The sequence below is a fragment of the Neorhizobium lilium genome (assembly GCF_004053875.1).
Taxonomy (GTDB): Bacteria; Pseudomonadota; Alphaproteobacteria; order Rhizobiales; family Rhizobiaceae; genus Neorhizobium; species Neorhizobium lilii.
Genome location: NZ_SBIP01000001.1, coordinates 1,195,035 through 1,219,311, shown reverse-complemented (window position 1 = coordinate 1,219,311; position 24,277 = coordinate 1,195,035). Strand labels below are relative to the sequence as shown.

The window sequence follows — 24,277 nt, the reverse complement described above, 5'->3', positions numbered from 1 at the left end:
GCGGCAGCGCATAGTAACGCAATGGATATGGTATCGATCCCTTCTTCGGCACACGAATTGTCACAAAGCCGTATTGCCCGTGAGCAAGGTGCAGTCGTCAGGCACGGGGTCGCGGAGGCAACAGCGCTTTGTTTGTCCTACAAGAGTCTGGAAATACCCATTGCCCCGGATGGCAGGTTGACGTTTACGATGGTGGCGTATGAGGAGGAAAATCATGCGCACTCAAGTCGTCATCATCGGCTCCGGTCCGTCCGGGCTGCTGCTCGGCCAGCTCCTGACCGGCGCCGGCATCGACAATGTCATCCTGGACCGGGTCGGCAAGCACTATATTCTTGGCCGCGTTCGCGCCGGTGTACTGGAAGAGGGTATGGTTGGCCTGCTGAGGGCTGCCGGCGCCGCCGACCGGATGGACAGGGAAGGCCTGCCGCATGACGGATTTTCGCTCGCCTTCGACGGTCGCGATCACCGGATCGACCTCTACGGTCTCACAGCCAAGCGCGTCATGGTCTATGGCCAGACGGAGGTGACCTCCGATCTGATGGAGCGGCGCGAGGCGACCGGCGGACTGACCATCTACGAAGCGGCCAGTATTGCGCCGCATGGATTTGACACCTCGTCTCCTTATGTCACTTATGACAAGGGAGGAACGACCCACCGCATCGACTGCGACTTCATCGCCGGATGCGACGGATACCATGGCGTGAGCCGGCGTTCCGTGCCGCAGGATGCCTTGAAGACCTTCGAGCGCGTCTATCCCTTCGGCTGGCTCGGTATTCTTGCTGATATACCCCCGGTCAGCCACGAGCTGATCTATGCCAACCATCCACGTGGCTTTGCACTGTGCTCCATGCGCTCGCAGACCCGCAGCCGGTATTACATCCAGTGTCCGTTGGACGAAAAGATCGAGAACTGGTCCGACGACCGCTTCTATGACGAGTTGCGCCGGCGCCTGCCGGCGGAGCATGCCGAGAACCTGGTGACCGGGCCTTCCTTCGAGAAGTCGATCGCCCCCCTGCGGTCCTTCGTTGCCGAGCCCATGCGTTTCGGCACGCTTTTTCTGGTGGGAGACGCGGCTCATATCGTGCCGCCGACGGGCGCCAAGGGCCTGAACCTCGCGGCCAGCGACGTGCATTATCTGTTCGAAGGGCTGCGAGACTATTATGCCGACAGATCGACGGCCGGCATCGACAACTATTCGGCCCGCGCGCTGAAGCGGGTCTGGCGGGCCGTTCGCTTTTCATGGTCGATGACGGTGATGATGCACCGCTTCCCCGACACCGGGGAGTTCGGCCAGAAGATCCAGGAAGCGGAACTGGATTACCTCGTAAGTTCGCAGGCAGCCTCGACTGCTCTTGCCGAAAACTATGTCGGGCTTCCCTACTGAGCCGACTAAGAACCGGCGCGATGTCTGCAGATCAAGGCGTCGTATAGCCAACCGCGCGGACGCGGACCTCGTCCTGTCCCGGATCGCGCGAGAAGAGAACTGCACCGGCTGCCTGGGATTGCGCGGGCACATAGTCGAAGGTTACCTCGACTTCCTCCACGGCTTTGCCGTCTTGAATGATCTCGCCACGGACGGCGACCGCAGAGGCGGTTTGCGGCGCGGTATTGGCAATATCGAAACTGACCCGGTAGTTGCCTTGCACCATCTGCCTGCCGGTTATGGTGACGGTGAATTCCGGCGGCCTGTTCTCCTGGGTCAGGGCTTCCCAGGTGACCCAGACAAGCATGCCGATGACGAGGACCGCCGCCAGAAGGCCGGTAGCCCACTCTATCCAGCCGGGATTGTCGGCTTCGCTCGGGCGGTTGTCGATTATGTTCGTCATCGGCGTACTCGCTATAGGATGAGGCGGGCGGAGGCGGCGCCGATCGACCCTGGAAAGCTCAGGACGATGGCCGACATCAGCATCTGCGTGAAAGCCATGTCGTCGAGCCGGCCGAAGGTCCAAAGCACGTAGATGCTGATGCCCATGGCGATGACATAGCCCGGAAGGGTGAAGCGCAGGAAGGCATGCCACCAGGGAATGCCTTCCGGTATGGCATGGGTGCCCTTGAAGGCGACGGCATAGACGAAAGCGTGCATGATGGCGATCGACGCAAGGATCGCAGCCAGCGCGTGCCACGGCGTCATCTTGTAGGAGATCAGGATCACCTCCTCCGTCGGCGCGACATTGAGGTTGAGGAACAGCGCCCCCACGGCCATCAGGAAAAGCTCCTGCACATAATGGGTAGACAAGTGATCCGGAACCGCGCCACCGTCTTCGCCGTCCTTCTCCTCGTCATCGTCCTGCCCGCCTAGCTGCGAGCGTCCCAGCATGGCGCCGATGCTGGCCGGTATCGCCTGGATCGCAGTCTTGCCGAGGATCTCGGACAGCGACATGTCCGCTTTAATAATGCCGAGCATGACGAGGATTGCGCCGCTTATTGCAATGCCGAGGCCATAGGCGATGGTCGCATCCCGCAGCGCCTGCTGCCATGTGGTGGTATGCTCGAAACCGATCAGGTCGGCGAGCAGGATCAGCATGGGAATATTGGCGAGCAGCATCAGGAGCAGGCGCCATCGGTCCATCGAGAAGCCGAGCGCCCAGAACTCCATGGTCATCAGCATGGGAATACCGAACAGCATGGCGCCGGCCGCACCTCGGCCGAGCCCAAGCAGGAATCGCCGCAATTCGCGATTCGCCTGCGACCTACTCCCTACTACGTTTTCCGCCCCCGCCATGCTGCTCCGTCCAAGCCCGAATGGGAAACTTCCCCTTCGGCAGCAAGATAGGAGGCTGTCCACGTTTGACCAGCGGCAGCGTTGAAGCGGATTTCCAGGATTTCCTAGCGGTCGAACAGATCCTGCCACTGCTTTTCCCCGATAAGGCAGTCGCTGCGGGGCGCGTTGCTGGCGATGCGCTGGACCTTGGCAGGCGGCGTCAGGTCGCTGATTTCCATGAGCAGCTTGCGGCGCACGGCGGTGGCAAAATCCTCGATCTCGTGCACCGGCAGCACGAAGGAACCAGGCCCACCAGTTACGCAGTCGCCGTAATATGTGTCGAGACCGCCCGGTGTACCGGAAGGGCGAAGCATGATGGCAAGGCCGTTGATGGTGATCCCGGCCTCCACCGCCTTGTCGCGCGCCGGCTCCACCGGATTGCCGGAGTTGTTCGGCCCGTCTCCCGAAATGTCGATCACCTGGCGCGTGCCGCGATAGGCGTTGGAGACGATCATCGTCGCGCCCTGGGCAATCGCGGCGGAGATCGAGGTGCGGCGCTGTGTGTCGATGGGTCTCGCCTCGAGCTTCCCCGCGAAGGCAAGCGCATCCTGCTCCGTTTCGATGATCGTCCAGTCCATCACGGAATCGGGCACGACATCGCCGGCCCATTCGAAATAGGTGATGGCGATCCGGCCGATCAGCCCCGTTTTCACGGCGTTGATGAATTCCTTGTGCCGCAGCGCCTCGACATAGCCCTCGCGCTGGATGCGGACCTCTTCGTAATCCATGGAGCGGGAGGTATCGACTGCGAGCACCAGCTCGACATCCACCTCTCCTTCTCCCGATCGTGCCGATACCGGCGCCGCAGCACTGGTAAGGCCGATCAGTATTGCGAGTGTCGTAAGCATAGCCAACCCAACCACTGCGTTAGAGTATTAAAACTGTAACACAGTGCGACTGGAGGGCGACTGTCGCAGTTGCCCGAAGCTTCAACTTTCGGTGATGGACCTATTCAGCCGCTACTCTTCGCGCCTGCTGCCCTTCCTGAAGCGCTTCGACTAGGCAATCCATGATGGCATTGCGCAGGGCATAAGTATTGGCCGTCATGCGTTTACGGTCCAGACACTGGGCGGCCTCGACCAGGCTCATGCCTTGATGGACGACGATCTGATGAGCCCGGTTCATAGCCCACTGCTCAATCGAAGACATATCTTCACTGTAAGGGCTTTGGCTATTCAAAGCAGCCTCGCTAGATCAAGAGCGGTTTATTGCGAATCATTTCGCTCCGACAGAATAGCCGCGAAGTAGAATTTGAAAAGTTGCTTGTCCCGGGAAACGATTTATCGACCCGATATTAAATAGTAAAAACAATGACTGTGATTTCTTGTGCATGAGAAATTGGCAGGAAATTTCACCGTTTTCAGGTCTCAAATCAGGGTTCCGAAAGAAGATCGCACAGTATCGCGATCAGTTTCCTGTGCTGGTGAGAATGACGGGAGCGAATATTGGTCGCGGCGTGGATGATTTGCGGGATGACCGGTGCATCGGCAACCCGACGGACACTTTTTTCCGACACCAGTGTTTCAGCCGTTTTCTGCGTCACATAGGTGGCGCCGCCAAGCGTTGCGACAAGGTCGCCGAGGATAAGGTTTCGGCCCGCAGCGACGGCCGAAGCTGCAAATTGCGGCAGCGCCATCCGGTGCGCCCGGTCGAAGGCCGGCGAGTAATTGGCGTAGATATAGTCTTGTGGCCGGATCTCGGCGAGGCTCACCGCAGAGGTGGATACGAGCACATAGGCGATTTCACCGATCCGCTCGTAATGCAGGTCCGGCAGGTGGTGCGGCGTATAAAGAACCGCGAGGTCCAGATCGCCAGCGCCGAGATCCCGGTTCATCTGGATGGAATAATCCGCCTCCAGATAAGTTGAGGTGCCCGGCATCTCCTCCCGTATGGCTTTCAGGAAGCGTCCGCCGATCATTTCCGCGACGTCGTGCTGTATGCCGATGCGCATCGACCGCTCATAGGTGCCCGCCGCCTCCACCGAGCGAACTGCCTCGTGCCATTGGCTCTGCAGCGCCTTGGCATGGTCGAGCAGTCGAAGGCCCGCCACCGTTGGTACAGTACCGCCCTTGCCCCGCACGAAAAGCTTGCGGTTGAAGGCGGCTTCCAGAGCGTTGACGCGGTGGGAAACGGTGGATTGCGTCACATCCAGCCTTTCCGCCGTGCGGTTGAAGCTGCGTGTTTCCATCAGGTCAAGGAAGGTTTCGATCAGGTCGATTTGCATTCGACCAAACTAATCGATGATCTCGATCAATAAAGCGGTTTCTGCGCGCTTGATGAAGATCGCACCTCCTGCAAATCTGAGAGAAAATTGCAGGGAACGCAGATGTCGGAATTGCCGGAACGGGCGCGTGTGGTCATCATCGGCGGCGGAGCGGTCGGAGCGTCCTCGCTCTACCATCTCGCCAAGGCCTGCTGGACGGATTGTGTGCTTCTCGAAAAGAACGAGCTTACTGCCGGCTCTACCTGGCATGCGGCCGGAAACGTGCCGACCTTTTCGTCTTCCTGGTCGATCATGAACATGCAGCGATATTCCGCCTCGCTTTATCGCGAATTGGGGGCGCTGGTCGATTACCCGATGAACTACCACGTCACCGGCTCGATCCGGCTTGGCCATTCGAACGAGCGACTGCGCGAGTTCAAGCGCGTCGTCGGCATGGGCCGCTATCAGGGCATGGATCTCGACATTCTGTCGCCTGATGAGATCAAATCGAAATACCCTTTTCTCGAAACCCACGACCTGACCGGCGCGCTCTATGACCCTTACGACGGCGACATCGACCCGGCCCAGCTGACCCAGGCACTGGCAAAGGGCGCCCGCGATATGGGCGCGAGAATCATTCGTTTCTGTCCGGTGACAGCTGCGCGCCGGGAGAAGGACGAGTGGATACTCAGCACGCCAAAGGGTGAGATCGCCTGCGAATACGTTGTCAACGCCGCCGGTTATTATGCTCGCGAGGTGGGAAAACTGTTCGGCCGCGACGTGCCGATGATGGTGATGAGCCATCAATATATGCTGTTCGATGAGATCCCGGAACTCGCCGCCTGGTCGAAGGAGGCCGGCCATAAGCTGCCGCTGCTGCGCGATGTCGACAGTTCCTATTATCTCCGCCAGGAGAAATACGGCATGAATCTTGGTCCTTACGAGAAGAACTGCCGCGCCCATTGGGCGACGCCTGATGATCCGATGCCGGAGGACTTTTCCTTCCAGCTCTTCCCGGACGATCTCGACCGGTTGGAATGGTATCTGAACGACGCGATCGAGCGGGTGCCGATCCTCGGCACCGCCGGCCTGTCGAAGATGATCAACGGTCCCATCCCTTACGCGCCGGACGGCAATCCGCTGATCGGTCCGATGCCAGGCGTGCCGAACGCGTTCGAAGCCTGCGTCTTCACATTCGGCATCTGCCAGGCGGGCGGCGCCGGCAAGGTGCTGGCCGAATGGGTGACGGAAGGCGAGACCGAATGGGACATGTGGTCCTGCGATCCGCGCCGCTACACGTCATTCGCTTCCGACAAGGATTACTGCGTCGAGAAGGGCATGGAGATCTACGGCCACGAATACGCCATGCATTTTCCGAAACATTACTGGCCAGCCGGTCACGGGCAGAAGTTTTCGCCGATCCACGACCGGATCGCGGCACTTGGTGCTCAGTTCAAGCCGTTCAACGGCTGGGAACGGGCCATGTGGTACGCCAAGCCCGGCGACGACACGACCGAGGAGGCCACCCAGACCTGGAGCCGCCAAGGACCATGGAGCTCACGCATCGAGGAGGAATGTCTCGCGGTTCGCGATGCCGCCGGCATTCTCGACCTGCCCGGTTTTTCCCGCTACCGCGTCAAAGGTCCGGGCGCCAGCGAATGGCTCTCGTCGCTCACTACCGGCAGGGTGCCGAAACCTGGCCGCATCGGGCTTGCCTATTTCGTTGACGACAAGGGCCGCATCGTTACCGAAATGTCGGTGATGATGCTGGACGAGGATTTCTTCTTCCTCATCACCGCCGCTGCCGCTCAGTGGCACGACCTCGGCTGGCTGACGAAGCACCTGCCGGCCAATGCCGCCTTCACCATCGACGACGTCACCGACGAGTTTTCCTGCCAGATCCTCACCGGCCCGAAGAGCCGCGATATTCTGGCCGAAGTCACTGACGCCGACCTGTCCAAGGGTTGGCTCACCCACCAGTCGGCGCAGGTTGCCGGCCGCTGGTGCCAGCTGGTGCGCGTGTCCTTCGCCGGCGAACTTGGTTGGGAAATCCACACCAGGCTCGATGATACGGCCGAAATCTTCGACGCCGTCTGGCAGGCGGGTGAGAAACACGGCCTCAAGCCTTTCGGCATGGAGGCGCTGGACAGCCTGCGGATCGAAAAGGGCTACCGCGCCTGGAAGGGTGACCTGTCCACCGATTACACCGTGCTGCAGGGCGGGTTGGAACGCTTCGTCGACTGGACCAAGCCGGACTTCAAGGGCAAGGCGGCACTGGCTGCCGAAAAGCAGCGGGGCGTTTCAAAACGCTTCGTCACGCTGACCGTCGACGCGGGCGATTGCGACGCGCCCTACATGTCGACGCTCTGGCATGACGGTCAAGTTGTCGGAGAGACGACCTCCGGGAACTGGGGTCACCGTGTCGGCAAATCGATTGCACTGGGCATGCTGCGCGCCGACCTGACCGAGCCGGGCACGGAGCTGGAGGTCGAAATCTTCGGCGACCGCTTCAAGGCCGTCGTTCAGCCCGACGGGCCGTTGTGGGATCCGCAGAACGCGAGGATCCGCGCATGAGCACCGATAACATGAATACGCTCAACGCCAAGAAAACGATCCCTGCAAAAGCTCGGGCGGTCATCATCGGCGGCGGCGTTTCCGGCTGTTCGGTCGCCTACCATCTGGCAAAACTTGGATGGACCGATGTCGTCCTGCTCGAACGCAAGCAACTGACGTCGGGCACGACCTGGCATGCGGCCGGGCTGATCGGCCAGCTGCGGGCGAGCCAGAACATGACCCGGCTCGCCAAATATTCGGCCGATCTCTACGTCAAGCTGGAGGCTGAAACGGGCATCGGCACCGGCATGAAGCAGAACGGTTCCATGACCGTCGCCCTGACAGAAGAACGCAAAGAGGAAATCTACCGCCAGGCCTCGCTTGCCCGCGCCTTCAACGTCGATGTCCGCGAAATTTCGCCCGATGAGGCGAAGGCAATGTATCCGCATCTCAATATCGGCGACGTCAAGGCCGCGGTGCATCTCCCGCTCGATGGTCAATGCGATCCGGCCAATATCGCCATGGCTTTGGCGAAAGGCGCGCGGCAGAATGGCGCGACGATCATCGAAGGCGTCAAGGTCATCGAGGTTTTGACGAAAGACGGCAAAGTCACCGGCGTCGTCTGCGAGCAGGCTGGCGAGCGCGTCACGATCGAGACGGAGAACGTCGTCAACTGTGCCGGCATGTGGGGCCGCGACCTCGCCGCCCGATCCGGCGTAACGGTGCCGCTGCATGCCTGCGAGCATTTCTACATCGTCACCGAGCCGATTGCCGGGTTGAAACAGCTGCCGGTGCTGCGCGTGCCGGATGAATGCACCTATTACAAGGAGGATGCCGGCAAGATGCTGGTGGGGGCCTTCGAGCTTCAGGCCAAACCCTGGCCGCCGAAGGGTGAAAAAATCAGCGAGGATTTCTGCTTCGACCAGCTGCCGGAGGATTTCGACCATTTCCAGCCGATCCTGGAAATGGCGATCAACCGCATGCCCATGCTGGAAACCGCCGGCATCCATACCTTCTTTAACGGTCCTGAAAGTTTTACACCCGACGACCGCTACTATCTCGGCGAGGCGCCTGAGATCAAAGGTTACTGGGTGGCGGCCGGCTACAATTCGATCGGCATCGTCTCGTCCGGCGGCGCCGGCATGGCGCTGGCGCAATGGATGAACGATGGCGAGCCGCCCTTCGATCTCTGGGAAGTGGATATCCGCCGCGCCCAGCCGTTCCAGAAGAACCGACTCTATCTCAAGAACCGGGTTACCGAAACGCTCGGCCTGCTTTATGCCGATCATTTCCCTTACCGCCAGATGGCGACCGCTCGTGGCGTGCGGCGCTCGCCTATCCACGAACATCTAAAGGCACGCGGCGCAGTCTTCGGAGAAGTGGCCGGCTGGGAACGCGCCAACTGGTTTGCCAGAGAGGGACAGGAGCGGCAATACCGCTATAGCTGGAACCGACAGAACTGGTTCGACAACCAGCACGACGAGCATATGGCGGTCAGGACCGGCGTCGGCCTGTTCGACATGACCTCGTTCGGCAAGATCCGCGTCGAGGGGCGCGACGCTTGTCGTTTCCTCAATCGTCTCTGCGCCAACCAGATCGACGGCCCCAACGGCCGCATCGTCTATACGCAGATGCTGAACCGAAAAGGCGGGATCGAAAGCGACCTTACCGTCACGAGGCTCTCCGAAACCGCCTTCCTGCTCGTCGTGCCGGGCGCGACCCTGCAGCGCGACCTCGCCTGGTTGCGGAAGAACTTGGGGGACGAGTTTGCCGTTATCACCGATGTCACCGCTGCCGAAAGCGTGTTCTGCCTGATGGGGCCGAAATCGCGCGAACTGATCCAGCGCCTCTCCCCCAACGACTTCTCCAACGAGGCACATCCGTTTGGCACGGCGCAGGAGATCGAGATCGGCATGGGCCTCGCCCGCGCTCACCGGGTCACCTATGTCGGCGAGCTCGGTTGGGAGCTTTACGTTTCCTCCGACCAGGCGGCGCATGTCTTCGAAGCCCTGGAAGAAGCCGGCACCGACATGGGCCTGACGCTTTGCGGCCTGCATACGCTGGATTCATGCCGCATCGAAAAGGCGTTCCGCCATTTCGGCCATGACATCACCGACGAGGACCATGTGCTGGAAGCAGGCCTTGGTTTTGCGGTGAAGACGGACAAGGGCGATTTCATCGGCCGCGATGCGGTGCTGCGCAAGCATGAGACGGGCCTCGACCGCCGGCTGGTGCAGTTCCGGCTTACCGATCCACAGCCATTGCTTTTCCACAACGAGGCGGTGGTGCGCGACGGCAAGATCGTCGGCACCATCACCTCCGGCAATTACGGCCATTTCCTCGGCGGCGCGATAGGCCTCGGTTATGTGCCGTGTCGGGGCGAGAGCGCGGCGGACGTCCTGGCCTCGAATTATGAGATCGAGATTGCCGGGCAGCGGGTGAAGGCTGAGGCATCACTTTTGCCGATGTATGATCCGAAGGCGACGAGGGTTCGGATGTAAGGAGACGATGCGGCAGTTTTCTTCTCCCCATCGGGGAGAAGGTGGCGGCAGCCGGATGAGGGGGTAATGCAGAATAGCGTGAATTGAATTTGTTGCGCAGTTACCCCCTCATCTGCCCTTCGGGCATCTTCTCCCCGAGGGGAGAAGAGAGGGGGAGCCAATGGCCAAGCCTGCTCTCAACCAACATGCCGGTGTCATCGCCGGCCAGCGGAGACCAAAAATCATGCTCCCATCCGAACTGACCGAAGAACGGATCGATGGCGACCGCATCGACAGGCTGATTGCCGAGCACAAGTCGGGCCATGGCCTGACGCGGCCCTTCTACTTCGATCCCGAGATCTTCGAGCGGGACATGGCCCGTGTCTTCTTCCGGCACTGGCACTGTCTTGCACATGAAAGCGTCATCCCGAACCTGAACGATTTCGAGCTCTTCAAGCTCGGCGCCGAGCAGGTGATCCTTACCCGCGCCGGCGACGGTACGGTGCATGCCATGCTCAATGTCTGCCGGCATCGCGGTGCCGAGGTCTGCACGCAAGCCAAAGGCAATGCCAAGGCCTTCGTCTGCCCCTATCATGCCTGGACCTTTGCCAATGACGGGCGCCTGAAGGCGGCCCGCCTGATGCCCAAGGATTTCAAGCGGGAAGACCACGGGCTGAGGAAACTGCATGTCCGGGTGGTCGAAGGTCTCGTCTTTATCTCGTTTGCCGAACAACCGCTGGATTTCTCCGAGGTGGAAAACCTGCTGCACGCCACCTGCGGCCAGTATGGGTGGGCCTCCGCCAAAGTGGCACACCGCCAGAGCTATCCGCTTGATGCTAACTGGAAGCTCGCGGTCGAGAACTATGTCGAGTGCTATCATTGCGGCCCCGCACATCCCGAATATTCCGAAACGCATGCGCTCGAACAGCCGCTGCACATGATCGAGGCGCTGAACGCGAAGATGGAAGAGCGTACCTGCGCGCTTGGCATCGAGGTCGGCTCCGGCAACCACTGGCAGAATTCCAATAACGGCCGCGAGGCGATCCACGCCTTCCGCTATGCGCTTTATGACGGCGTGAAGACCGGCAGTAAAGATGGGCAGCCCTTGGCGCCGCTGATGGGCCGCTTCCCGGACTTCGACGGCGGTGTCACCTCCATCCATCTCGGCGGCACGAGCTTCCTCGTGTGTTACGCGGATCACGGAATGATCTATCGCTTCATCCCGAAAACGGTCGGCACCTGCGAGATGGAATTGATCTGGCTGGTGGACGAGAAAGCCCAGGAAGGCCGCGACTACGATCTCGAAAAGCTCACCTGGCTCTGGAAGGTCACGACCGACGAGGACAAGGCAATCATCGAGCACACGGCCCGCGGCGTCGTCTCGCGTTTCTTCGTGCCCGGACCGATCGCCCCGATGGAACAGAACGAGCTGCGCTATATCCAATGGTATCTGGACGAGATCAGCCGGGCGTGAGACAGGAAGGTCCTATTCCGCCTCTGCTGTTGACTTCCACGCCCATTTCCAGACAGTGGCTGCAAACAAGGAAGTCCCTATGTCCCGCGCCGAGAAGTTCATCGTCCTGCCGTTCAAGAAGGTCAGGGGAAATGTCGTGCCGGGTGAAATGCGCGCAGCGTCCAACGCCGCTTCAGCGGAAAAGATCGCCCGCGCCATGGCGGAACGGTTCGTCGGCGTTGCTGCCTATTCCGTTCAGGTGGACATGGAAAGCGGCGACATGTCCGACCCCAAGGTCATCTGGCAGTCGGGAGAGATTGCCGACATCGCGGCCTGAAGCTTATTTTCCCTTCCAGACCGGATCGCGTTTTTCGGCAAAGGCGCGCGCGCCTTCCAACTGGTCCTCGCTGCCATAGAGCACGTCCACCGTCGGCAACTGGCGGCGGGTGACCCTGTTCATGGTGGTCTGGAAGGCTTCGCCTTCCGCCTCGCGAACCACTTCCTTGATGGCGGCATAGACCAGCGGCGGGCCGCTTTCCAGCAGTCGGGCCAGTTCCCAGGCCCGGTCCATCAGCTTTTCCGGGGCCAGGATCTCGTTGACGAAGCCCCAGCGATGCGCCTCCTGGACGTCCAGCCAGCGGCCCGTTAGCAGCATGTCCATGGCGATATGATATGGAATGCGCTTCGGCAGCTTGATCGAAGCGGCGTCCGCCACCGTCCCGGACCTGATCTCCGGTAGCGCGAAAGTTGCGTGTTCAGCCGCAAGGATAAGGTCGGTCGACAGCGCGATCTCCAGCCCGCCTCCGCAGCAAATGCCGTTGACGGCGGCGATGATCGGCTTGTTGAGGTCGCGCAATTCCTGCATGCCGCCGAAACCGCCGACGCCGTAATCTCCGTCCACTGCATCGCCCGCTGCTGCCGCCTTCAGGTCCCAGCCGGGGCAGAAGAATTTTTCACCCGCCCCGGTGACGATCGCGACCCGAAGGCTTGGGTCGTCGCGGAAATCGCGGAAGATCTGGCCCATGATCCGCGAGGTGACAAGATCGATCGCATTCGCTTTGGGCCGGTCGATCGTCACTTCCAGAATGCCGCCTTCGCGACGGGTCCTGATCGGTGCGTCACTCATACGATCCTCCTCCTGATCAGCGCATCCACCGCGACGACGCCTTCGCCTTCCGGCAAAACCATGATCGGGTTGATGTCGAGTTCCTCTATATCCGCGGCATTGGCCAGCAGATAGGCTGCGACAGCGGCAATCGCGTGTTCCAGCGCTGCGATATCGCCTTTTCGCCCGCCGCGATAACCATCCAGCAGTTTCCTGATCCTGAGCCCGGAAACGGCAGCGCTAATGGCTTTCGCCGATGCCGGCAGTGTCAGAACCGCCGAATCCTCCAGCAGCTCGACAAGAATACCCCCCGCGCCAACCGTCAGAACCAGCCCCGCCACGGGGTCGCGCAGTGCGCCGATGATGATTTCGGCAACCGGCCGGGGTGCCATCTTCTCGACCAGGTAGCCGTTCGCAACGCCTGCCATGGCATGGGCAGCGGCCACCACCTCGTCGCTGCTTTGCAGGTTCAGCTTCACTGCGCCTGCTTCCGTCTTGTGGGCAATGCCCCGGGCCTTAAGTGCAACGGGAAAGCCAAGCTTTTCCGCCGCTGGGCCGGTGTCTTCCGGCTCCATCTCCACCAGACCTTCCGGCACGGGCAGGCCGAAAGCCGCAAGCTCGCGTTTGGCTTCGTCCTCGGTGAGGGTCACCGCGTCGCCTGCCCCGGCGGGAGTTGTCAGAAGCGGCTCGGGTGTGGGCTTTGCCCAGGCCGACCCGATGAAGGCCGCAGCCTCTGCGGCGGCCAGCGCTTCCTCGATGCCATAGAGCGGGACCACGCCATTGCGGATCAGTCTGTCGGCAATGTTTTCAGGCAGATTTTCGGCCATGCTTGCCACAATTGCGGCATTGGCGCCGGTCGCGACTCGGGCGGCGATTAGCGCGTTGACAGTTGTCAACCAGTCGCTCGCATCGCAACGGTCCTGCCGCGGGAAGTCCAACACCACCAGATTGAGAGCATAGCCGCCTTGCATCATGGCCATGAAAGCAGTCGTCTGCTTCTCGCCATTGCCCCAGACGAAGGTGTGATAGTCGAGCGGGTTGGCGAGCGTCACCATGGGCCCAAGGGTTTCGCGGAGCGGTATCAGTTGCTCGTCACGCAGAGCCCGGTAGACGATCTTCCGCTTCACGCCGGCGTCAGCCATCAGCGAAGCCTCGCCCCCGGAACAGCTCATGGAGGAGATTTCGTTGCTAGGCAGCGGTCCGTAGAGATGCAGCAGCTTCAGCGTCTCCAGTAGCTCCGGCAAGGTCTCGACGCGCGCGATGCCGAGCCGTGCCAGAAGCGCGGAGGAGACGCGGTCATTGCCGGCCAGAGAGGCCGTGTGGGAGATGGTTGCGAGCTGCGCCGCTTCCGACCTGCCGACCTTCAACATGGCGACCGGCTTTTTCAGCTGCCGGGAGAGTTCGGCCAATTGTTGAAGCGCATCGAGGCTGTCGAAACCCTCCACATGCAGGCCGACTGCCGTCACCCGCGGGTCCTGGATTACGGTGCAGGCGAGATCTGCAAGTCCGGTCTGCGCCTGGTTGCCGGCAGTCATCAGGTAGGCAAGCGGTAGACCACGCGCCTGCATGGAAATGTTGCAGGCAATGTTGGAGGATTGCGTCAGCACCGCCACGCCGCGTTCCACCCGTAGCATGCCGTGCTGGTCGGGCCACAGCAGCGCACCGTCCAGCATATTGATGAAGCCGTAGCAGTTCGGCCCGAGGATGGGCATGTCGCCGGCCGCCTCCACCAGCGCTGTTTGCAGTTCGTCGCCATCGGTAAGCTCGCTCACAGCCTCGCGAAATCCAGAGGCGTAGCAGACGGCGCCGCCAGCGCCCCGCGCCGAAAGCTCACGGATAATCTCGACGGTCAGCTGCCGGTTGACGCCGACGAATGAGGCATCAGGCGCTCCCGGCAGTTCGGCCACGGAACGGAAGCACTTGCGCCCGAGTATGTCGTCGCTCTTCGGATGGACGGGCCAGATCTCGCCGTCAAAGCCCATCTTGTCGCATTGCTCGATGACCCTCCGCGCTTCCTTGCCACCGAATACGGCAATGGTCTTCGGTCGGGTCAGCCGATCGAGGGTTCTCTTGTTTGTCATGAGCACGGTGCCCTGCCAGCCCCCCTCTGCCCTGCCGGGCATCTCCCCCACAGGTGGGGAGATCGGATGTGGTGCTGTCTTGCTCCCATATTCCGCCTCAAATCAAGCAAACGTTCGAGAGAGGCTACGGAGCAAGTGGTCAGCCAATCTCCCCCCTTGAGGGGGAGATGCCCGGCAGGGCAGAGGGGGGTTTGCCTGCGGATACCTGACATTACTACGCTCCCAATGGCCGCAGAAGTTCGCGGCTGATGATGTGCCGCTGGATCTCGGAGGTGCCGTCCCAGATGCGCTCGACGCGGGCGTCGCGCCAGAAGCGGGCAAGCGGCAGGTCGTCCATCAGCCCCATGCCGCCATAGATCTGGATCGCTTCGTCCGTCACCCGCGCCAGCATCTCAGTAGCATAGAGCTTGGCGGAGGCGATTTCGCGATTGGCGGGCAGGCCCTGGTCGAGCCTCCATGCGGCGGAGAGTGTCAACAGGTCGGCCGCGTCGATTTCCGTGATCATGTCGGCGAGCTTGAAGGAAATGCCCTGGTTGGCGCCGATCGGCTTGCCGAACTGCTTGCGTTCGGCCGCGTAATTGACCGCATAGTCGAAGACACGGCGTGCGCGGCCGACAGAGGTTGCGGCGACCGTCAGGCGGGTGGCGTAGAGCCAGTCATTGGCGATGTCGAAGCCCTTGTGGAGTTCGCCGAGGATCTGCGAGGACGGCAGCCGGCAATCGTCGAAGGTGAGGATGCAGTTCTTGTAGCCGCGATGCGAGACCGAGCTATACCCTTCTCGGATCTCGAAGCCGGGCGTGCCGCGGTCAACGAGAAAGCAGGTGATGAGCTTCTTCGGGCCGCGCGCCGTCTCCTCTTCGCCCGTCGCGATGAAGACGATGACGAAATCCGCGATGTTTGCGTGGCTGATGAAATGCTTGGTGCCGTTGACCACCCAGTCATCGCCGTCCCGGCGGGCAAAGCACTTCATGCCGCGCACGTCCGATCCCGCATCCGGCTCGGTCATGGCCAGCGCATCGAATTTCTCGCCCCGGACTGCTGGCAGGAGATATTTCTCTCGCTGATCGCCCTCGCAGGCCATGAGAATGCCCGAGGGCCGACCGAAGAACACGGTCAGCGCCATCGAGCCGCGGCCGAGTTCCCGTTCCACCAGGGTGAAGGATGTGTGGTCGAGGCCGGCGCCACCCACCTCTTCCGGGAAATTGCAGGCGAAGAAGCCGATCTCCCGGCATTTGGCGGCGATGTCCTGCCCGAGTTCCGGCGGCACGTGGCCGCTCCGCTCCACCTCGTTCTCGTAAGGATAGATCTCCGTCTCCACGAAATCGCGGACGGTATTGACGATCATCTCCTGCTCGCTCGTCAGTCCGAAATTCATGTGTCTCCCTCCGTAGCGGTGTCGCGGCCTGCCGCCTTATCTCTTCTGCCCGACGGAGCGCCCGACCCCTTCCGGGACAGGCAGCGCGGCGTGTGCCTGCGCAATCGGCGCGAGCCTGGCCAGCACGTCGGCCGGTGCTGCAACGGATTTGCCTGCCTTGCTGTCCACATGCAGCATCAGCTGTTCGGCCGTGGCAAGCGCGTCGCCGGTTTCGGCATCGTGAATGGTGGTGAAGAAACGGATGCGCTTATCGTCCGTCGAGAGCAGCTGCAGCGTCGCGTAGAGCTTCGTCCCGAGCTTGGCTTCGCCGAGATGCCGGATATGGGTCTCGACCGTATAATAGCTGTGGCCCGCCTCCACATAGGCGAAATCGACCCCGATCAACCGCAGAAGCGCGTCGGATGTATCTCCGAACACCTGCAGATACCGGTGCTCGGTCATGTGGCCGTTATAGTCCACCCAGGCGGGGCTGACCTTGGTGTCGATGAGCCGCAACGGTGCGGAAGGGTCGAGATGATCCTTTTTGGCGCCGCCTTTCGCCCAGAGATGCTTCTCGAAATCGCCGAGGATCTTCCCGGCACCCCAGCCCTTGCCGCCATCGGCACCTTTCAGCGCCTGCATGATGCCGACCAGGTTTTCGTCGCGAATGCGCTCCAGCTCGCGAATGCCGCGCGCTCCCGACTGGGCATCGGACTGACCGGCGATCTTGTCCACGAGGGCGTCGTCCAGATCCACCACATCGGTGAGCTTGGTCCAGGGCCAGGAAAGGCAGGGGCCGAACTGCGCCAGGAAATGACGCATGCCTGCTTCGCCACCGGCAATCCGGTAGGTTTCGAACATGCCCATCTGCGCCCAGCGAATGCCGAAGGAATAGCGGATCACGTCGTCCAGCGTCTCGGTATCGCAGATGTCGTCATGGATCAGCCAGAGGCCTTCCCGCCACACGGCTTCCAGAAGGCGGTCGCCGACGAAAGCCTCGATCTCCTTCTTGAGGATGACGCCGATCATGCCGATTGGGGCAAGCCGGGCCTTGGCGAGTTCCAGCGTCTCCGGGCTGGTCTTCGTGCCGCCCACCAGTTCGGCAAGCGGCAGGAGATAGACCGGATTATAGGGGTGTGCGACGAACATCCGCTCCGGATGCTTCATGTCGCGCTGTAGCTCGGTCGGCATGATGCCTGACGTGGACGAGCCGATCAGCGCCTTGGGATCGGCTGCCGCATCGATCTGGGTCAGCACGCCTCGCTTGAGGTCAACCCGCTCCGGCACGCTTTCCTGGATCCAGTCGGCACCGTGAACGGCCTCTTCGATCGTCTTGTAGAAGGTGAGCTTTCCTTTCGGCGGCAGCGGCGCCGTGGTCAGCATGGCATAGGCCCGTTCGGCATTGGCCAGCACTTCGCCGACGATCCGCTCCGCTTGCGGATGCGGATCGTACATGGACACGTCTATGCCGCCGAGCAGGAACCTCGCCGCCCAGGCCCCGCCGATGACGCCGCCGCCGATACAGGCTGCCTTTTGAATGCCGGTCATGTTGTCTCTACCTCTTCAAATCTTCTAAGCCTGTCTTAGCATCGGCTGACCCCTCACCAAGCGCGCCCAGACACTCAGCTATGCTTCGTGTGGGCTTGCTATCCTCTCCCACAAGGGGAGAGGGAAACCTGCTGCGGCCCTCTTGCCCCGCAAGGCCGGGGGGGCTTGTGGCACCGGACCTCTCCCCTCGTGGGAGAGGATACGAAGGCCGGGCAAGCGTGCGAGCCTTGGCCGAAGTTGGTGAGGGGCAATTCTCCCTTACCGCTTCGTCAGCTTCAGCTTCTCGCGCACCTGCTGCGGTCCGATGATCCTTGCGCCCATGCCCTCGATCACGCCGACGGCCTTTTCGACGAGCTGCGCATTGGTGGCGAGCTGGCCCTTGCCGACATAGAGATTGTCTTCCAGCCCGACGCGGACATTGCCGCCGGCAAGCACGGCCGCGGCCGGATAGGCCATCGCGTTGCGGCCGATCGAGAAGGCCGAAAACGTCCAGTGTTTCGGCACGTTGTTGACCATGGCCATGAAAGTGTTGAGGTCGTCCGGCGCCCCCCACGGAATGCCCATGCAGAGCTGGATCAGCACTGGGTCTTCGATCAGACCCTCTTCGGCCAGCTGCTTGGCGAACCACAGATGGCCGGTGTCGAAGGCTTCGATCTCCGGCCGAACGCCGAGCGCCGTCATCTGCCGCGCCATTTCGCGCAGCATGGAGGGCGTGTTGGTCATCACATAATCGCCGAGCGAGAAGTTCATCGTGCCGCAGTCGAGCGTGCAGATTTCCGGCAGGCAATCGGCCACATGCGCGACACGCTCGGTGGCGCCGGCCATGTCGGTTGCAGCCTCGTTCAGCGGGAAAGGCGCCTCGACATTGCCGAACACCAGGTCGCCGCCCATGCCGGCGGTCAGGTTGAGGACGACATCGACATCGGCTGAGCGGATGCGGTCGGTCACTTCCCGGTAGAGGTCCAGGTTACGTGCTGCCGCCCCGGTTTCCGGATTGCGCACATGGCAATGGACGACGGCCGCGCCAGCCTTGGCGGCGTCGATAGCGGAATCGGCGATCTGTTTGGGCGTGATCGGCACATGCGTGGATTTTGCGGTGGTATCACCTGCGCCGGTCACGGCACAGGTGATGAAGACGTCGCGGTTCATCTCGAGCGGCATGGTCCCCTCTCCTTCTTGTTGCACTCATTACGACCCGGAGAGGAAGAGAATGCTTTTCATAATCGGATAAAAACTATACATTATCGGAAGTAGAAGAGGTGATGCCGGATGGAAACGGGCGACCAGCATTTCGACATTCTCGTCCTGCCGGAGATCAACCTTATTCTCGTCGCGTCGGTGATCGAGCCGCTACGGGCCGCCAACCGGATTGCCGGCCGCGAACTCTATCGCTGGACGTTGCATTCGCCGGATGGCGGGACGATCGAGACGAAGAGCGGCATACCGGTGCCGGTCGCCGGTGCCTTCCGTCCAGGCCGGGAAACCGACCCGCTATTTGTGCTGGCCAGCTATAACTGGAAACGCCACGCCACTCGCGAACTGAAATTCCAGCTTTCGCAGACGGCACGTCACCGCTCGCTGATCGCTGGCATCGAGGCGGGGTCCTTCATCCTCGCGGATACCAGTCTGCTCGACGGCTTCTCAGCCACGACCCACTGGGAGGATTTCGAGGATTTCTCGCGGACCTATCCGCAGATCGACACGGTCCGTGAGCGCTTCGTCATCGACCGGAAGCGCATCACCACGGGCGGCTCCCTGCCGACACTCGACCTGATGCTGGAACTGATCCGGCGCGCGCACGGCTATTCGCTAGCGCTCGAAGTGTCGCGCCTCTTTATCTACGAACAGGAGCGCACCCGCGCGGATCTTCTTCAGATGCCGTCGGTCGGCAATATGCGGATACTCGACGCTCGGGTTCAAGCGGCGGTAAAACTGATGGAGGATACGGTGGAGGCGCCGCTGTCGCTGGCCCGTCTCGCCAAACGATCCGGCGTGAGCGCCAGGCGCCTGCAGCACCTCTTTCGCGAGATCATGGGTGTTGCGCCCCACGAGCATTATCTGGCGCTGAGGCTGAACGCCGCCCGGCGCAAGGTGATCGAAACGCGCGCAAGCTTTGCCGATATCGCGACCGAAACCGGTTTCAACTCCGCTTCGGCCTTTTCGCGCAGTTACCGCTCGAGCTTCAGCGAAAGCCCGAGTGGCACACGGCGGCGGCTCAAGACCAAGGCTATTTCCGCAGGATGACCCACAGCGCGTGGACGATGCCGGGCAACCAGCCGCACAGGGTGAGCAAGATGTTCAACCAGAACTGGAGGCCGATCCCGACCTGGAAGAATACGCCCAGTGGCGGCAGGATGAAGGCAAGCAGAATGCGGATGATATCCAAGAGAAGTCTCCCGATGATGATGTCGGGCCTTCAACGCCGCTGGATCTGAAAAGTTCAGCTAGTCGCGAGGGCCCGACCTATCGGCTGAGGTCGATCCGGCTGGTCACCACGGATTTGCCCGTTGCCGGGTCCTTGTCGATCGTCTGAAGTAGCAGACGGTTGTCCGCCACTTTTTCCAGCACCATGTTGGCCGACCGGTCGCCATTGATGTCTCGCGCCCAGCGGACGGCGAGGTTGATGGCGTTGCCCTTGCGGCTGCCCGAAAGCGCCGAGGGTATCCCGGACGGGCCGGTATAGGTGCCGCTATAGCTTTGTCCGTTCGCGCGAATATCGGCGTTGACGCTCCGGCGCACGACAAGCAGGCCCCGGCAATTGCCTTTCATGGAGAGGTTCGTCGCGCCCGAGCCGATATCGAAGCCACATGTGACATTGATCGGCTTGGCTCCGATGCGCGTCAGAACCATGCCGCTGCCCTTCCACTGGCCGGCCAGTGGCCTCAGGAAATCGCCTTCCGCCGCCGATACGAGTGCCGGCATGCAAAGGGAAGAGAGAAGAGCAGAGAGAAGCAGGGCGCGCATGGAGCGACTCCGGAAGGTTTGAGATGATCCGCCATCAAACTTCTTTAGCCGCCGAAGGTTCCTGAGAGCAGCAAAAGCCCTGCAAAACAGGGGATTTTCGCCCGTGGAACCTTTTCGGTTAACGAAGCGCAAACCATCGCATGCAAAACTTCGGAACCTAATACCTTTTGCAGTCACTCATTTCAGGACGATCCCATGATTCCCGCCAAGGCAGAAAAGCAGCAGCATGCCGCCACTCCACGATCCATGCGAGTGATCACGGAAGGGATCGGCCAGGATCTGGAACATTTCAGCGCCGACAACACGCATGTCGTCAAGCAGATCAAGCTTCTGGCGATCAATGCGCTGATCGAAGCGGCGCGGGCAGGCGAAACCGGCAAGGGTTTCGCGGTCGTCGCCAACGAGGTGCAGCGCCTGGCGCAGGTCGCAACCGAAATCGCGTCGAAATTCGAAAGCAATGTGCTGAGCCGGATCGGCCTGACGCGCGCCATGGCGGATTCGCTGGTAAGTCAGATGGAAGGCGTCAGGCTCACCGATCTTGCACAGACACTGGTGCAGTTGATCGTCCGCAATCTCTTCGAGCGCACGGCTGATGTACGCTGGTGGGCGACGGATACGGCCCTCTGGCAGGCGCTGGAGGAACCCGATGCGGCCCGTCGCACCTTCGCGTCGGAGAGACTGGGCGTCATCAACCGGTTCTACACGGTCTATCTCGATCTGGTCATGACCGATCTTACCGGAACCGTGATTGCCTCGGCCAATCCCAAATTCCAGCGGAAGATGATCGGCACTTCGCTGGCGGCCGAGCCATGGGTGGCGGCGGCCCGGCGCACGGCGTCGGGCGACGACTATATCGTCGATGAGGTCAAGCCCTCTCCGCCGCATGACAACCAGAACGTCCTTGTCTACGCGACCGGCATTCGCGAAGGCGGCAAGCAGGACGGCAAGCTCTTGGGCATGCTCGGCGTCTATTTCGACTGGCAGAACCAGGGGCAGGCAATCGTCGACAAGGAAGCGAACCTGCCTCCACATGTCGCCGACAAGACGACCGTGATGCTGCTGGACGGCAAGAGCCGGGTCATCGCCACGACCAACCCTGCCCTGCTCTTCACCCATTTTGCCCTGGCAAGCCAGAACGGCCAAGCCTCAGGCAGCTATTACGACAACCAGGGCCATATCGTCGCCTATGCCAGGACGCTGGGTTACGAGGATTACGATGGGCTGGGGTGGCACGGCGTCGTCGTCCAGACAATGGACAGCGACGACGAGATTCGCACTGCTCTCAATATCCGTTGACGGAACGAACGGCTCTCCCTGCGGTTCTGATTGAAACCAATGGGAGTGATCTGATGAATGAAATGAGCCTTTCTGACGTCGCGGAAAAGATGCGAGATATCGACATTGCCATGTTGTGCACGTTGACAGATGGCGGAGCCATCGCGGCGCGGCCGATGAGCAATAACCGGGACGTCACCTACGACGGCGATTCCTATTACTTCACATGGGAGCAGGCTCGTATGGTGCTCGACATCGAGCGCCAGCCGACGGTATCGCTGACGTTTCAGGGTTCAAAGCAATTTGCAGTCGCTGTCGAAGGCAAGGGCGAGATCATTCGCGACAAGGCGCAGTTCGAACAGCACTGGACGCCAGATCTCGACAATTGGTTTGAGGACGGCATTGATACCCCTGGTATTGCGATGATCAAGGTTCATGCCGAGCGTATCCACTACTGGGATGGTGAGGACGACGGCGAAGTTATGCTGAGCTGAATTGGCACCCCGGCCTTCCTCGGGAACCTTGGCCACGATCTGCCGTTCCAACCTGCAGCGGCAGATGGTGCCGCTGCAAATTCCAGGAGCGGCATATGGAACTTGAGGCACGGGTAGCTTTGGTCACGGGTGCGGGCTCGGGCATTGGCAAGGCATCGGCTCTGGCACTTGGCCGGGAGGGTGCCGCCGTCGGCGTTCTCGGGCGCACGGTCAGCGAAATCGAGGAAACGGCAGAGGAAATCACGCAAGCTGGTGGCCGGGCCATTGTCCTCAAGGCCGATGTGGCGGACGAGAACGAAATGCGGGGCGCGGTGGAGCGGCTGGTGAGCGAGTTCGGCCGCCTGGATATCGTCGTCGCCAATGCAGGTGTCAACGGTGTGTGGGCGCCGATCGACGACCTGAAACCGGATGAATGGGATGCGACGATCCACATCAACCTGCGCGGCACCTACCTCACCTTCAACATCACCGTGCCGCATCTGAAGAAGGAGGGTGGCTCGATCGTCGTCGTCTCATCCATCAACGGCAACCGCACCTTCACCACGCCGGGCGCGACCGCCTACTCGGCAACCAAGGCCGCGCAGGTGGCGATGGTCCAGCAGCTTGCCCTTGAACTCGGCAAGCATCGCATTCGGGTGAACGCAGTCTGCCCAGGCGCGATCGATACGAAGATAGACGACAACACGAAGATCCGCGGGGCGGACGAAACGGAGGTTCCGGTGGAATTCCCCGAAGGGGAGATCCCGATCACCGGTGGCAAGCCCGGTCACAGCGACGAGGTCGCCGACGTCATCCTCTTCCTCGCCTCCGACCGCTCCCGCCATGTAACCGGTACGCCCATCTATGTGGACGGCGGCCAGGGCTTGCTGCGCTAAAAAAATGTCAGCAGATCGAGATGCCGCGGAACCCCGATGGAGCAGCCGCGTTACTGGCTCGCAAAATCAAAAAGGGTAATCCCATGAAAAATCTCGTACTTGCCTCGGTTATGGCTGTCGCTTCGTTGTTCTCGGTCACGTCGCAGTCGCAGGCTGCCAGCGTCACGGTGACAACCACTGAGCGCTCGGCACCGCGCCATATGCAGCCACGTTACACCCATGAGCGCATGCGTCGCGACTGCCGCGTGAAGAAGGTCAAGACCTTCCGCCACGGCCAGATGATCGTCAAGGAAACGCGCGTCTGCCGCTAACCGACCAGGCGGCGGCCAAGTGCCGTCGCCTCTTCTGCCAAGTATGCCCGCTCAAGAGCGTTGAAGACTGACAGGGCACAGGATAGCTTGCGCGGACGCCATGCAATCGGAGCCTCGCAATGTCCGCCCGCTTCCCCTCTGCGACTGCTCCCCTTATCGTCATCGACCTTCAGAATGCCATGTTCGACGGCCTGGTCGAGCCGCCTTTGCACGACGCAGATACGCTGACCGGCCGGGTTGGAGACGTCCTCGATTGGGCGCGCGCGACCGGCAGACCGGTTGCCTTCATTCGCCATGACGGTCCGGAGGGCGATGCCTTTGCGCCAGGCTCCCCGGGATGGCCGATATTTCCTGCGTTCGCGCAGAGGGACGACGAACCCACATTCGGAAAATCTGTCGGCGACGCCTTCAGCAATCCTCAACTTATCGTCTGGGTCGAGAAGCTTGACGCCCAGGAGGTCGTACTGGTCGGGGCACAAACAGATTTCTGCGTCGCCGCCACTGTCAACGGCGCCCTGTCCCAAGGGTTGAAAGTGACTGTCGTGTCGGATGCCCATAGCACCGTCGATCTCCCCAATGAGACGGCGTCTTCGATCATCCTGCGTTACAATGCGCAGTTCGCGGAAGCGGGCGTCAACTTGTTGAAGACGGATGAATTGGCCTGACGTGGTCTGACCTGACGCCTGGGCGCAGCCGTTTTGCCGCGATAGATCCATTCAGCGGTCGCATGGCAGGCTTGTGAAAACGCTATAAATCAGCTGCCTCCCACAGCGTAACCCGCTCTTGAAGAATAACCCTTTGCATGCTAACTAATGTGGAC

At 61.2% G+C, this 24,277-nt stretch carries 23 protein-coding genes; 11 read left to right on the top strand and 12 right to left on the bottom strand.

The window, feature by feature from the left end:
• Positions 1-214: 214 nt before the first annotated feature.
• Positions 215-1,384 carry a 4-hydroxybenzoate 3-monooxygenase gene (pobA, locus tag EPK99_RS05670; RefSeq protein WP_128441895.1) on the top strand — a complete coding sequence of 390 codons (1,170 nt, stop codon included), beginning with the start codon at positions 215-217 and terminating at the stop codon, positions 1,382-1,384.
• Between the two features lie 31 nt (positions 1,385-1,415).
• Here pobA and EPK99_RS05665 read toward each other — a convergent pair whose 3' ends face one another.
• The 5 genes from EPK99_RS05665 to EPK99_RS05645 form a co-directional block, all read right to left on the bottom strand.
• A complete protein-coding gene (locus tag EPK99_RS05665) occupies positions 1,416-1,826 on the bottom strand; it encodes a TIGR02588 family protein (RefSeq protein ID WP_128441893.1) in 411 nt (136 codons plus the stop codon).
• An 11-nt stretch (positions 1,827-1,837) separates the two neighbouring features.
• Positions 1,838-2,722 carry a TIGR02587 family membrane protein gene (locus EPK99_RS05660; RefSeq protein WP_128441891.1) on the bottom strand — a complete coding sequence of 295 codons (885 nt, stop codon included), beginning with the start codon at positions 2,720-2,722 and terminating at the stop codon, positions 1,838-1,840.
• 104 nt (positions 2,723-2,826) lie between these two features.
• Entirely contained in the window at positions 2,827-3,609 is a 783-nt protein-coding gene (locus EPK99_RS05655) for a DUF1194 domain-containing protein (protein ID WP_128441889.1), read from the bottom strand.
• Between the two features lie 100 nt (positions 3,610-3,709).
• On the bottom strand, positions 3,710-3,886 hold the full coding sequence (locus tag EPK99_RS05650; RefSeq protein WP_425374169.1) for a hypothetical protein: 177 nt from the start codon (positions 3,884-3,886) through the stop codon (positions 3,710-3,712).
• Between the two features lie 247 nt (positions 3,887-4,133).
• Positions 4,134-4,985 carry a LysR family transcriptional regulator gene (locus tag EPK99_RS05645; protein WP_128441885.1) on the bottom strand — a complete coding sequence of 284 codons (852 nt, stop codon included), beginning with the start codon at positions 4,983-4,985 and terminating at the stop codon, positions 4,134-4,136.
• A 102-nt stretch (positions 4,986-5,087) separates the two neighbouring features.
• On the opposite strand from EPK99_RS05645, the gene EPK99_RS05640 reads away from it, so the two are divergent.
• The 4 genes from EPK99_RS05640 to EPK99_RS05625 all read left to right on the top strand — a co-directional run bounded on the left by EPK99_RS05640 (position 5,088) and on the right by EPK99_RS05625 (position 11,787).
• The gene (locus EPK99_RS05640; protein ID WP_128441883.1) at positions 5,088-7,538 is read left to right on the top strand and encodes a GcvT family protein; all 2,451 of its coding nucleotides are present in this window, start codon (positions 5,088-5,090) and stop codon (positions 7,536-7,538) included.
• Positions 7,535-10,018: a GcvT family protein gene (locus EPK99_RS05635; RefSeq protein ID WP_245455695.1), complete on the top strand. Its 2,484-nt coding sequence runs from the start codon at positions 7,535-7,537 to the stop codon at positions 10,016-10,018. Before EPK99_RS05640 ends, EPK99_RS05635 begins: the two co-directional genes overlap by 4 nt.
• A 223-nt stretch (positions 10,019-10,241) precedes the next feature.
• Positions 10,242-11,471, top strand: coding sequence for an aromatic ring-hydroxylating oxygenase subunit alpha (locus EPK99_RS05630; protein WP_128442179.1), 1,230 nt, complete (start codon positions 10,242-10,244; stop codon positions 11,469-11,471).
• A 79-nt stretch (positions 11,472-11,550) separates the two neighbouring features.
• Positions 11,551-11,787: a hypothetical protein gene (locus tag EPK99_RS05625; RefSeq protein WP_128441881.1), complete on the top strand. Its 237-nt coding sequence runs from the start codon at positions 11,551-11,553 to the stop codon at positions 11,785-11,787.
• A 3-nt stretch (positions 11,788-11,790) separates the two neighbouring features.
• Here EPK99_RS05625 and EPK99_RS05620 read toward each other — a convergent pair whose 3' ends face one another.
• The 5 genes from EPK99_RS05620 to bcoG form a co-directional block, all read right to left on the bottom strand.
• Positions 11,791-12,576 (bottom strand): carnitinyl-CoA dehydratase, encoded by a 786-nt coding sequence (locus EPK99_RS05620; RefSeq protein WP_128441879.1) that lies wholly within the window; start codon positions 12,574-12,576, stop codon positions 11,791-11,793.
• Positions 12,573-14,636, bottom strand: coding sequence for an acetate--CoA ligase family protein (locus tag EPK99_RS05615; protein WP_128442178.1), 2,064 nt, complete (start codon positions 14,634-14,636; stop codon positions 12,573-12,575). The genes EPK99_RS05620 and EPK99_RS05615 overlap by 4 nt, the downstream gene beginning before the upstream one ends.
• A 214-nt stretch (positions 14,637-14,850) precedes the next feature.
• Positions 14,851-16,011, bottom strand: coding sequence for an acyl-CoA dehydrogenase family protein (locus EPK99_RS05605; RefSeq protein WP_128441877.1), 1,161 nt, complete (start codon positions 16,009-16,011; stop codon positions 14,851-14,853).
• A 36-nt stretch (positions 16,012-16,047) separates the two neighbouring features.
• Positions 16,048-17,538 carry a carnitine 3-dehydrogenase gene (locus EPK99_RS05600; protein WP_128441874.1) on the bottom strand — a complete coding sequence of 497 codons (1,491 nt, stop codon included), beginning with the start codon at positions 17,536-17,538 and terminating at the stop codon, positions 16,048-16,050.
• Positions 17,539-17,796: 258 nt separating this feature from the next.
• Positions 17,797-18,699, bottom strand: coding sequence for a 3-dehydrocarnitine:acetyl-CoA trimethylamine transferase BcoG (gene bcoG / locus EPK99_RS05595; protein WP_128441872.1), 903 nt, complete (start codon positions 18,697-18,699; stop codon positions 17,797-17,799).
• Positions 18,700-18,807: 108 nt separating this feature from the next.
• Between bcoG and EPK99_RS05590 the strand changes: the two genes are divergently transcribed.
• The gene (locus EPK99_RS05590) at positions 18,808-19,782 is read left to right on the top strand and encodes a GlxA family transcriptional regulator (RefSeq protein ID WP_128441870.1); all 975 of its coding nucleotides are present in this window, start codon (positions 18,808-18,810) and stop codon (positions 19,780-19,782) included.
• Here EPK99_RS05590 and EPK99_RS05585 read toward each other — a convergent pair.
• Positions 19,766-19,924 (bottom strand): YqaE/Pmp3 family membrane protein, encoded by a 159-nt coding sequence (locus EPK99_RS05585; RefSeq protein ID WP_128441868.1) that lies wholly within the window; start codon positions 19,922-19,924, stop codon positions 19,766-19,768. The two genes, EPK99_RS05590 and EPK99_RS05585, sit on opposite strands and share 17 nt — an antisense overlap.
• Before the next feature lie 77 nt (positions 19,925-20,001).
• Positions 20,002-20,502: a hypothetical protein gene (locus tag EPK99_RS05580; protein WP_128441866.1), complete on the bottom strand. Its 501-nt coding sequence runs from the start codon at positions 20,500-20,502 to the stop codon at positions 20,002-20,004.
• 195 nt (positions 20,503-20,697) lie between these two features.
• Here EPK99_RS05580 and EPK99_RS05575 point away from each other — a divergent pair, with 195 nt between their 5' ends.
• From EPK99_RS05575 to EPK99_RS05555, 5 genes are all read left to right on the top strand, one after another.
• Positions 20,698-21,798 (top strand): methyl-accepting chemotaxis protein, encoded by a 1,101-nt coding sequence (locus EPK99_RS05575; protein WP_128441864.1) that lies wholly within the window; start codon positions 20,698-20,700, stop codon positions 21,796-21,798.
• A 53-nt stretch (positions 21,799-21,851) separates the two neighbouring features.
• A complete protein-coding gene (locus EPK99_RS05570; protein ID WP_128441862.1) occupies positions 21,852-22,271 on the top strand; it encodes a pyridoxamine 5'-phosphate oxidase family protein in 420 nt (139 codons plus the stop codon).
• Positions 22,272-22,366: 95 nt separating this feature from the next.
• Positions 22,367-23,146: an SDR family oxidoreductase gene (locus EPK99_RS05565; RefSeq protein ID WP_128441860.1), complete on the top strand. Its 780-nt coding sequence runs from the start codon at positions 22,367-22,369 to the stop codon at positions 23,144-23,146.
• A gap of 83 nt (positions 23,147-23,229) precedes the next feature.
• Complete coding sequence (locus tag EPK99_RS05560; RefSeq protein ID WP_128441858.1) at positions 23,230-23,457, top strand: hypothetical protein; 228 nt, start codon at positions 23,230-23,232, stop codon at positions 23,455-23,457.
• 119 nt (positions 23,458-23,576) lie between these two features.
• Positions 23,577-24,122: a cysteine hydrolase family protein gene (locus EPK99_RS05555; RefSeq protein ID WP_128441856.1), complete on the top strand. Its 546-nt coding sequence runs from the start codon at positions 23,577-23,579 to the stop codon at positions 24,120-24,122.
• Positions 24,123-24,277: the final 155 nt, after the last annotated feature.

Coding starts and splice junctions, on each gene's coding strand:
- pobA (WP_128441895.1), top strand. CDS start 215: ATGCGCACTCAAGTCGTCATCATCGGCTCCGGTCCGTCCGGGCTGCTG.
- EPK99_RS05665 (WP_128441893.1), bottom strand. CDS start 1,826: ATGACGAACATAATCGACAACCGCCCGAGCGAAGCCGACAATCCCGGC.
- EPK99_RS05660 (WP_128441891.1), bottom strand. CDS start 2,722: ATGGCGGGGGCGGAAAACGTAGTAGGGAGTAGGTCGCAGGCGAATCGC.
- EPK99_RS05655 (WP_128441889.1), bottom strand. CDS start 3,609: ATGCTTACGACACTCGCAATACTGATCGGCCTTACCAGTGCTGCGGCG.
- EPK99_RS05650 (WP_425374169.1), bottom strand. CDS start 3,886: ATGAACCGGGCTCATCAGATCGTCGTCCATCAAGGCATGAGCCTGGTC.
- EPK99_RS05645 (WP_128441885.1), bottom strand. CDS start 4,985: ATGCAAATCGACCTGATCGAAACCTTCCTTGACCTGATGGAAACACGC.
- EPK99_RS05640 (WP_128441883.1), top strand. CDS start 5,088: ATGTCGGAATTGCCGGAACGGGCGCGTGTGGTCATCATCGGCGGCGGA.
- EPK99_RS05635 (WP_245455695.1), top strand. CDS start 7,535: ATGAGCACCGATAACATGAATACGCTCAACGCCAAGAAAACGATCCCT.
- EPK99_RS05630 (WP_128442179.1), top strand. CDS start 10,242: ATGCTCCCATCCGAACTGACCGAAGAACGGATCGATGGCGACCGCATC.
- EPK99_RS05625 (WP_128441881.1), top strand. CDS start 11,551: ATGTCCCGCGCCGAGAAGTTCATCGTCCTGCCGTTCAAGAAGGTCAGG.
- EPK99_RS05620 (WP_128441879.1), bottom strand. CDS start 12,576: ATGAGTGACGCACCGATCAGGACCCGTCGCGAAGGCGGCATTCTGGAA.
- EPK99_RS05615 (WP_128442178.1), bottom strand. CDS start 14,636: ATGACAAACAAGAGAACCCTCGATCGGCTGACCCGACCGAAGACCATT.
- EPK99_RS05605 (WP_128441877.1), bottom strand. CDS start 16,011: ATGAATTTCGGACTGACGAGCGAGCAGGAGATGATCGTCAATACCGTC.
- EPK99_RS05600 (WP_128441874.1), bottom strand. CDS start 17,538: ATGACCGGCATTCAAAAGGCAGCCTGTATCGGCGGCGGCGTCATCGGC.
- bcoG (WP_128441872.1), bottom strand. CDS start 18,699: ATGCCGCTCGAGATGAACCGCGACGTCTTCATCACCTGTGCCGTGACC.
- EPK99_RS05590 (WP_128441870.1), top strand. CDS start 18,808: ATGGAAACGGGCGACCAGCATTTCGACATTCTCGTCCTGCCGGAGATC.
- EPK99_RS05580 (WP_128441866.1), bottom strand. CDS start 20,502: ATGCGCGCCCTGCTTCTCTCTGCTCTTCTCTCTTCCCTTTGCATGCCG.
- EPK99_RS05575 (WP_128441864.1), top strand. CDS start 20,698: ATGATTCCCGCCAAGGCAGAAAAGCAGCAGCATGCCGCCACTCCACGA.
- EPK99_RS05570 (WP_128441862.1), top strand. CDS start 21,852: ATGAATGAAATGAGCCTTTCTGACGTCGCGGAAAAGATGCGAGATATC.
- EPK99_RS05565 (WP_128441860.1), top strand. CDS start 22,367: ATGGAACTTGAGGCACGGGTAGCTTTGGTCACGGGTGCGGGCTCGGGC.
- EPK99_RS05560 (WP_128441858.1), top strand. CDS start 23,230: ATGAAAAATCTCGTACTTGCCTCGGTTATGGCTGTCGCTTCGTTGTTC.
- EPK99_RS05555 (WP_128441856.1), top strand. CDS start 23,577: ATGTCCGCCCGCTTCCCCTCTGCGACTGCTCCCCTTATCGTCATCGAC.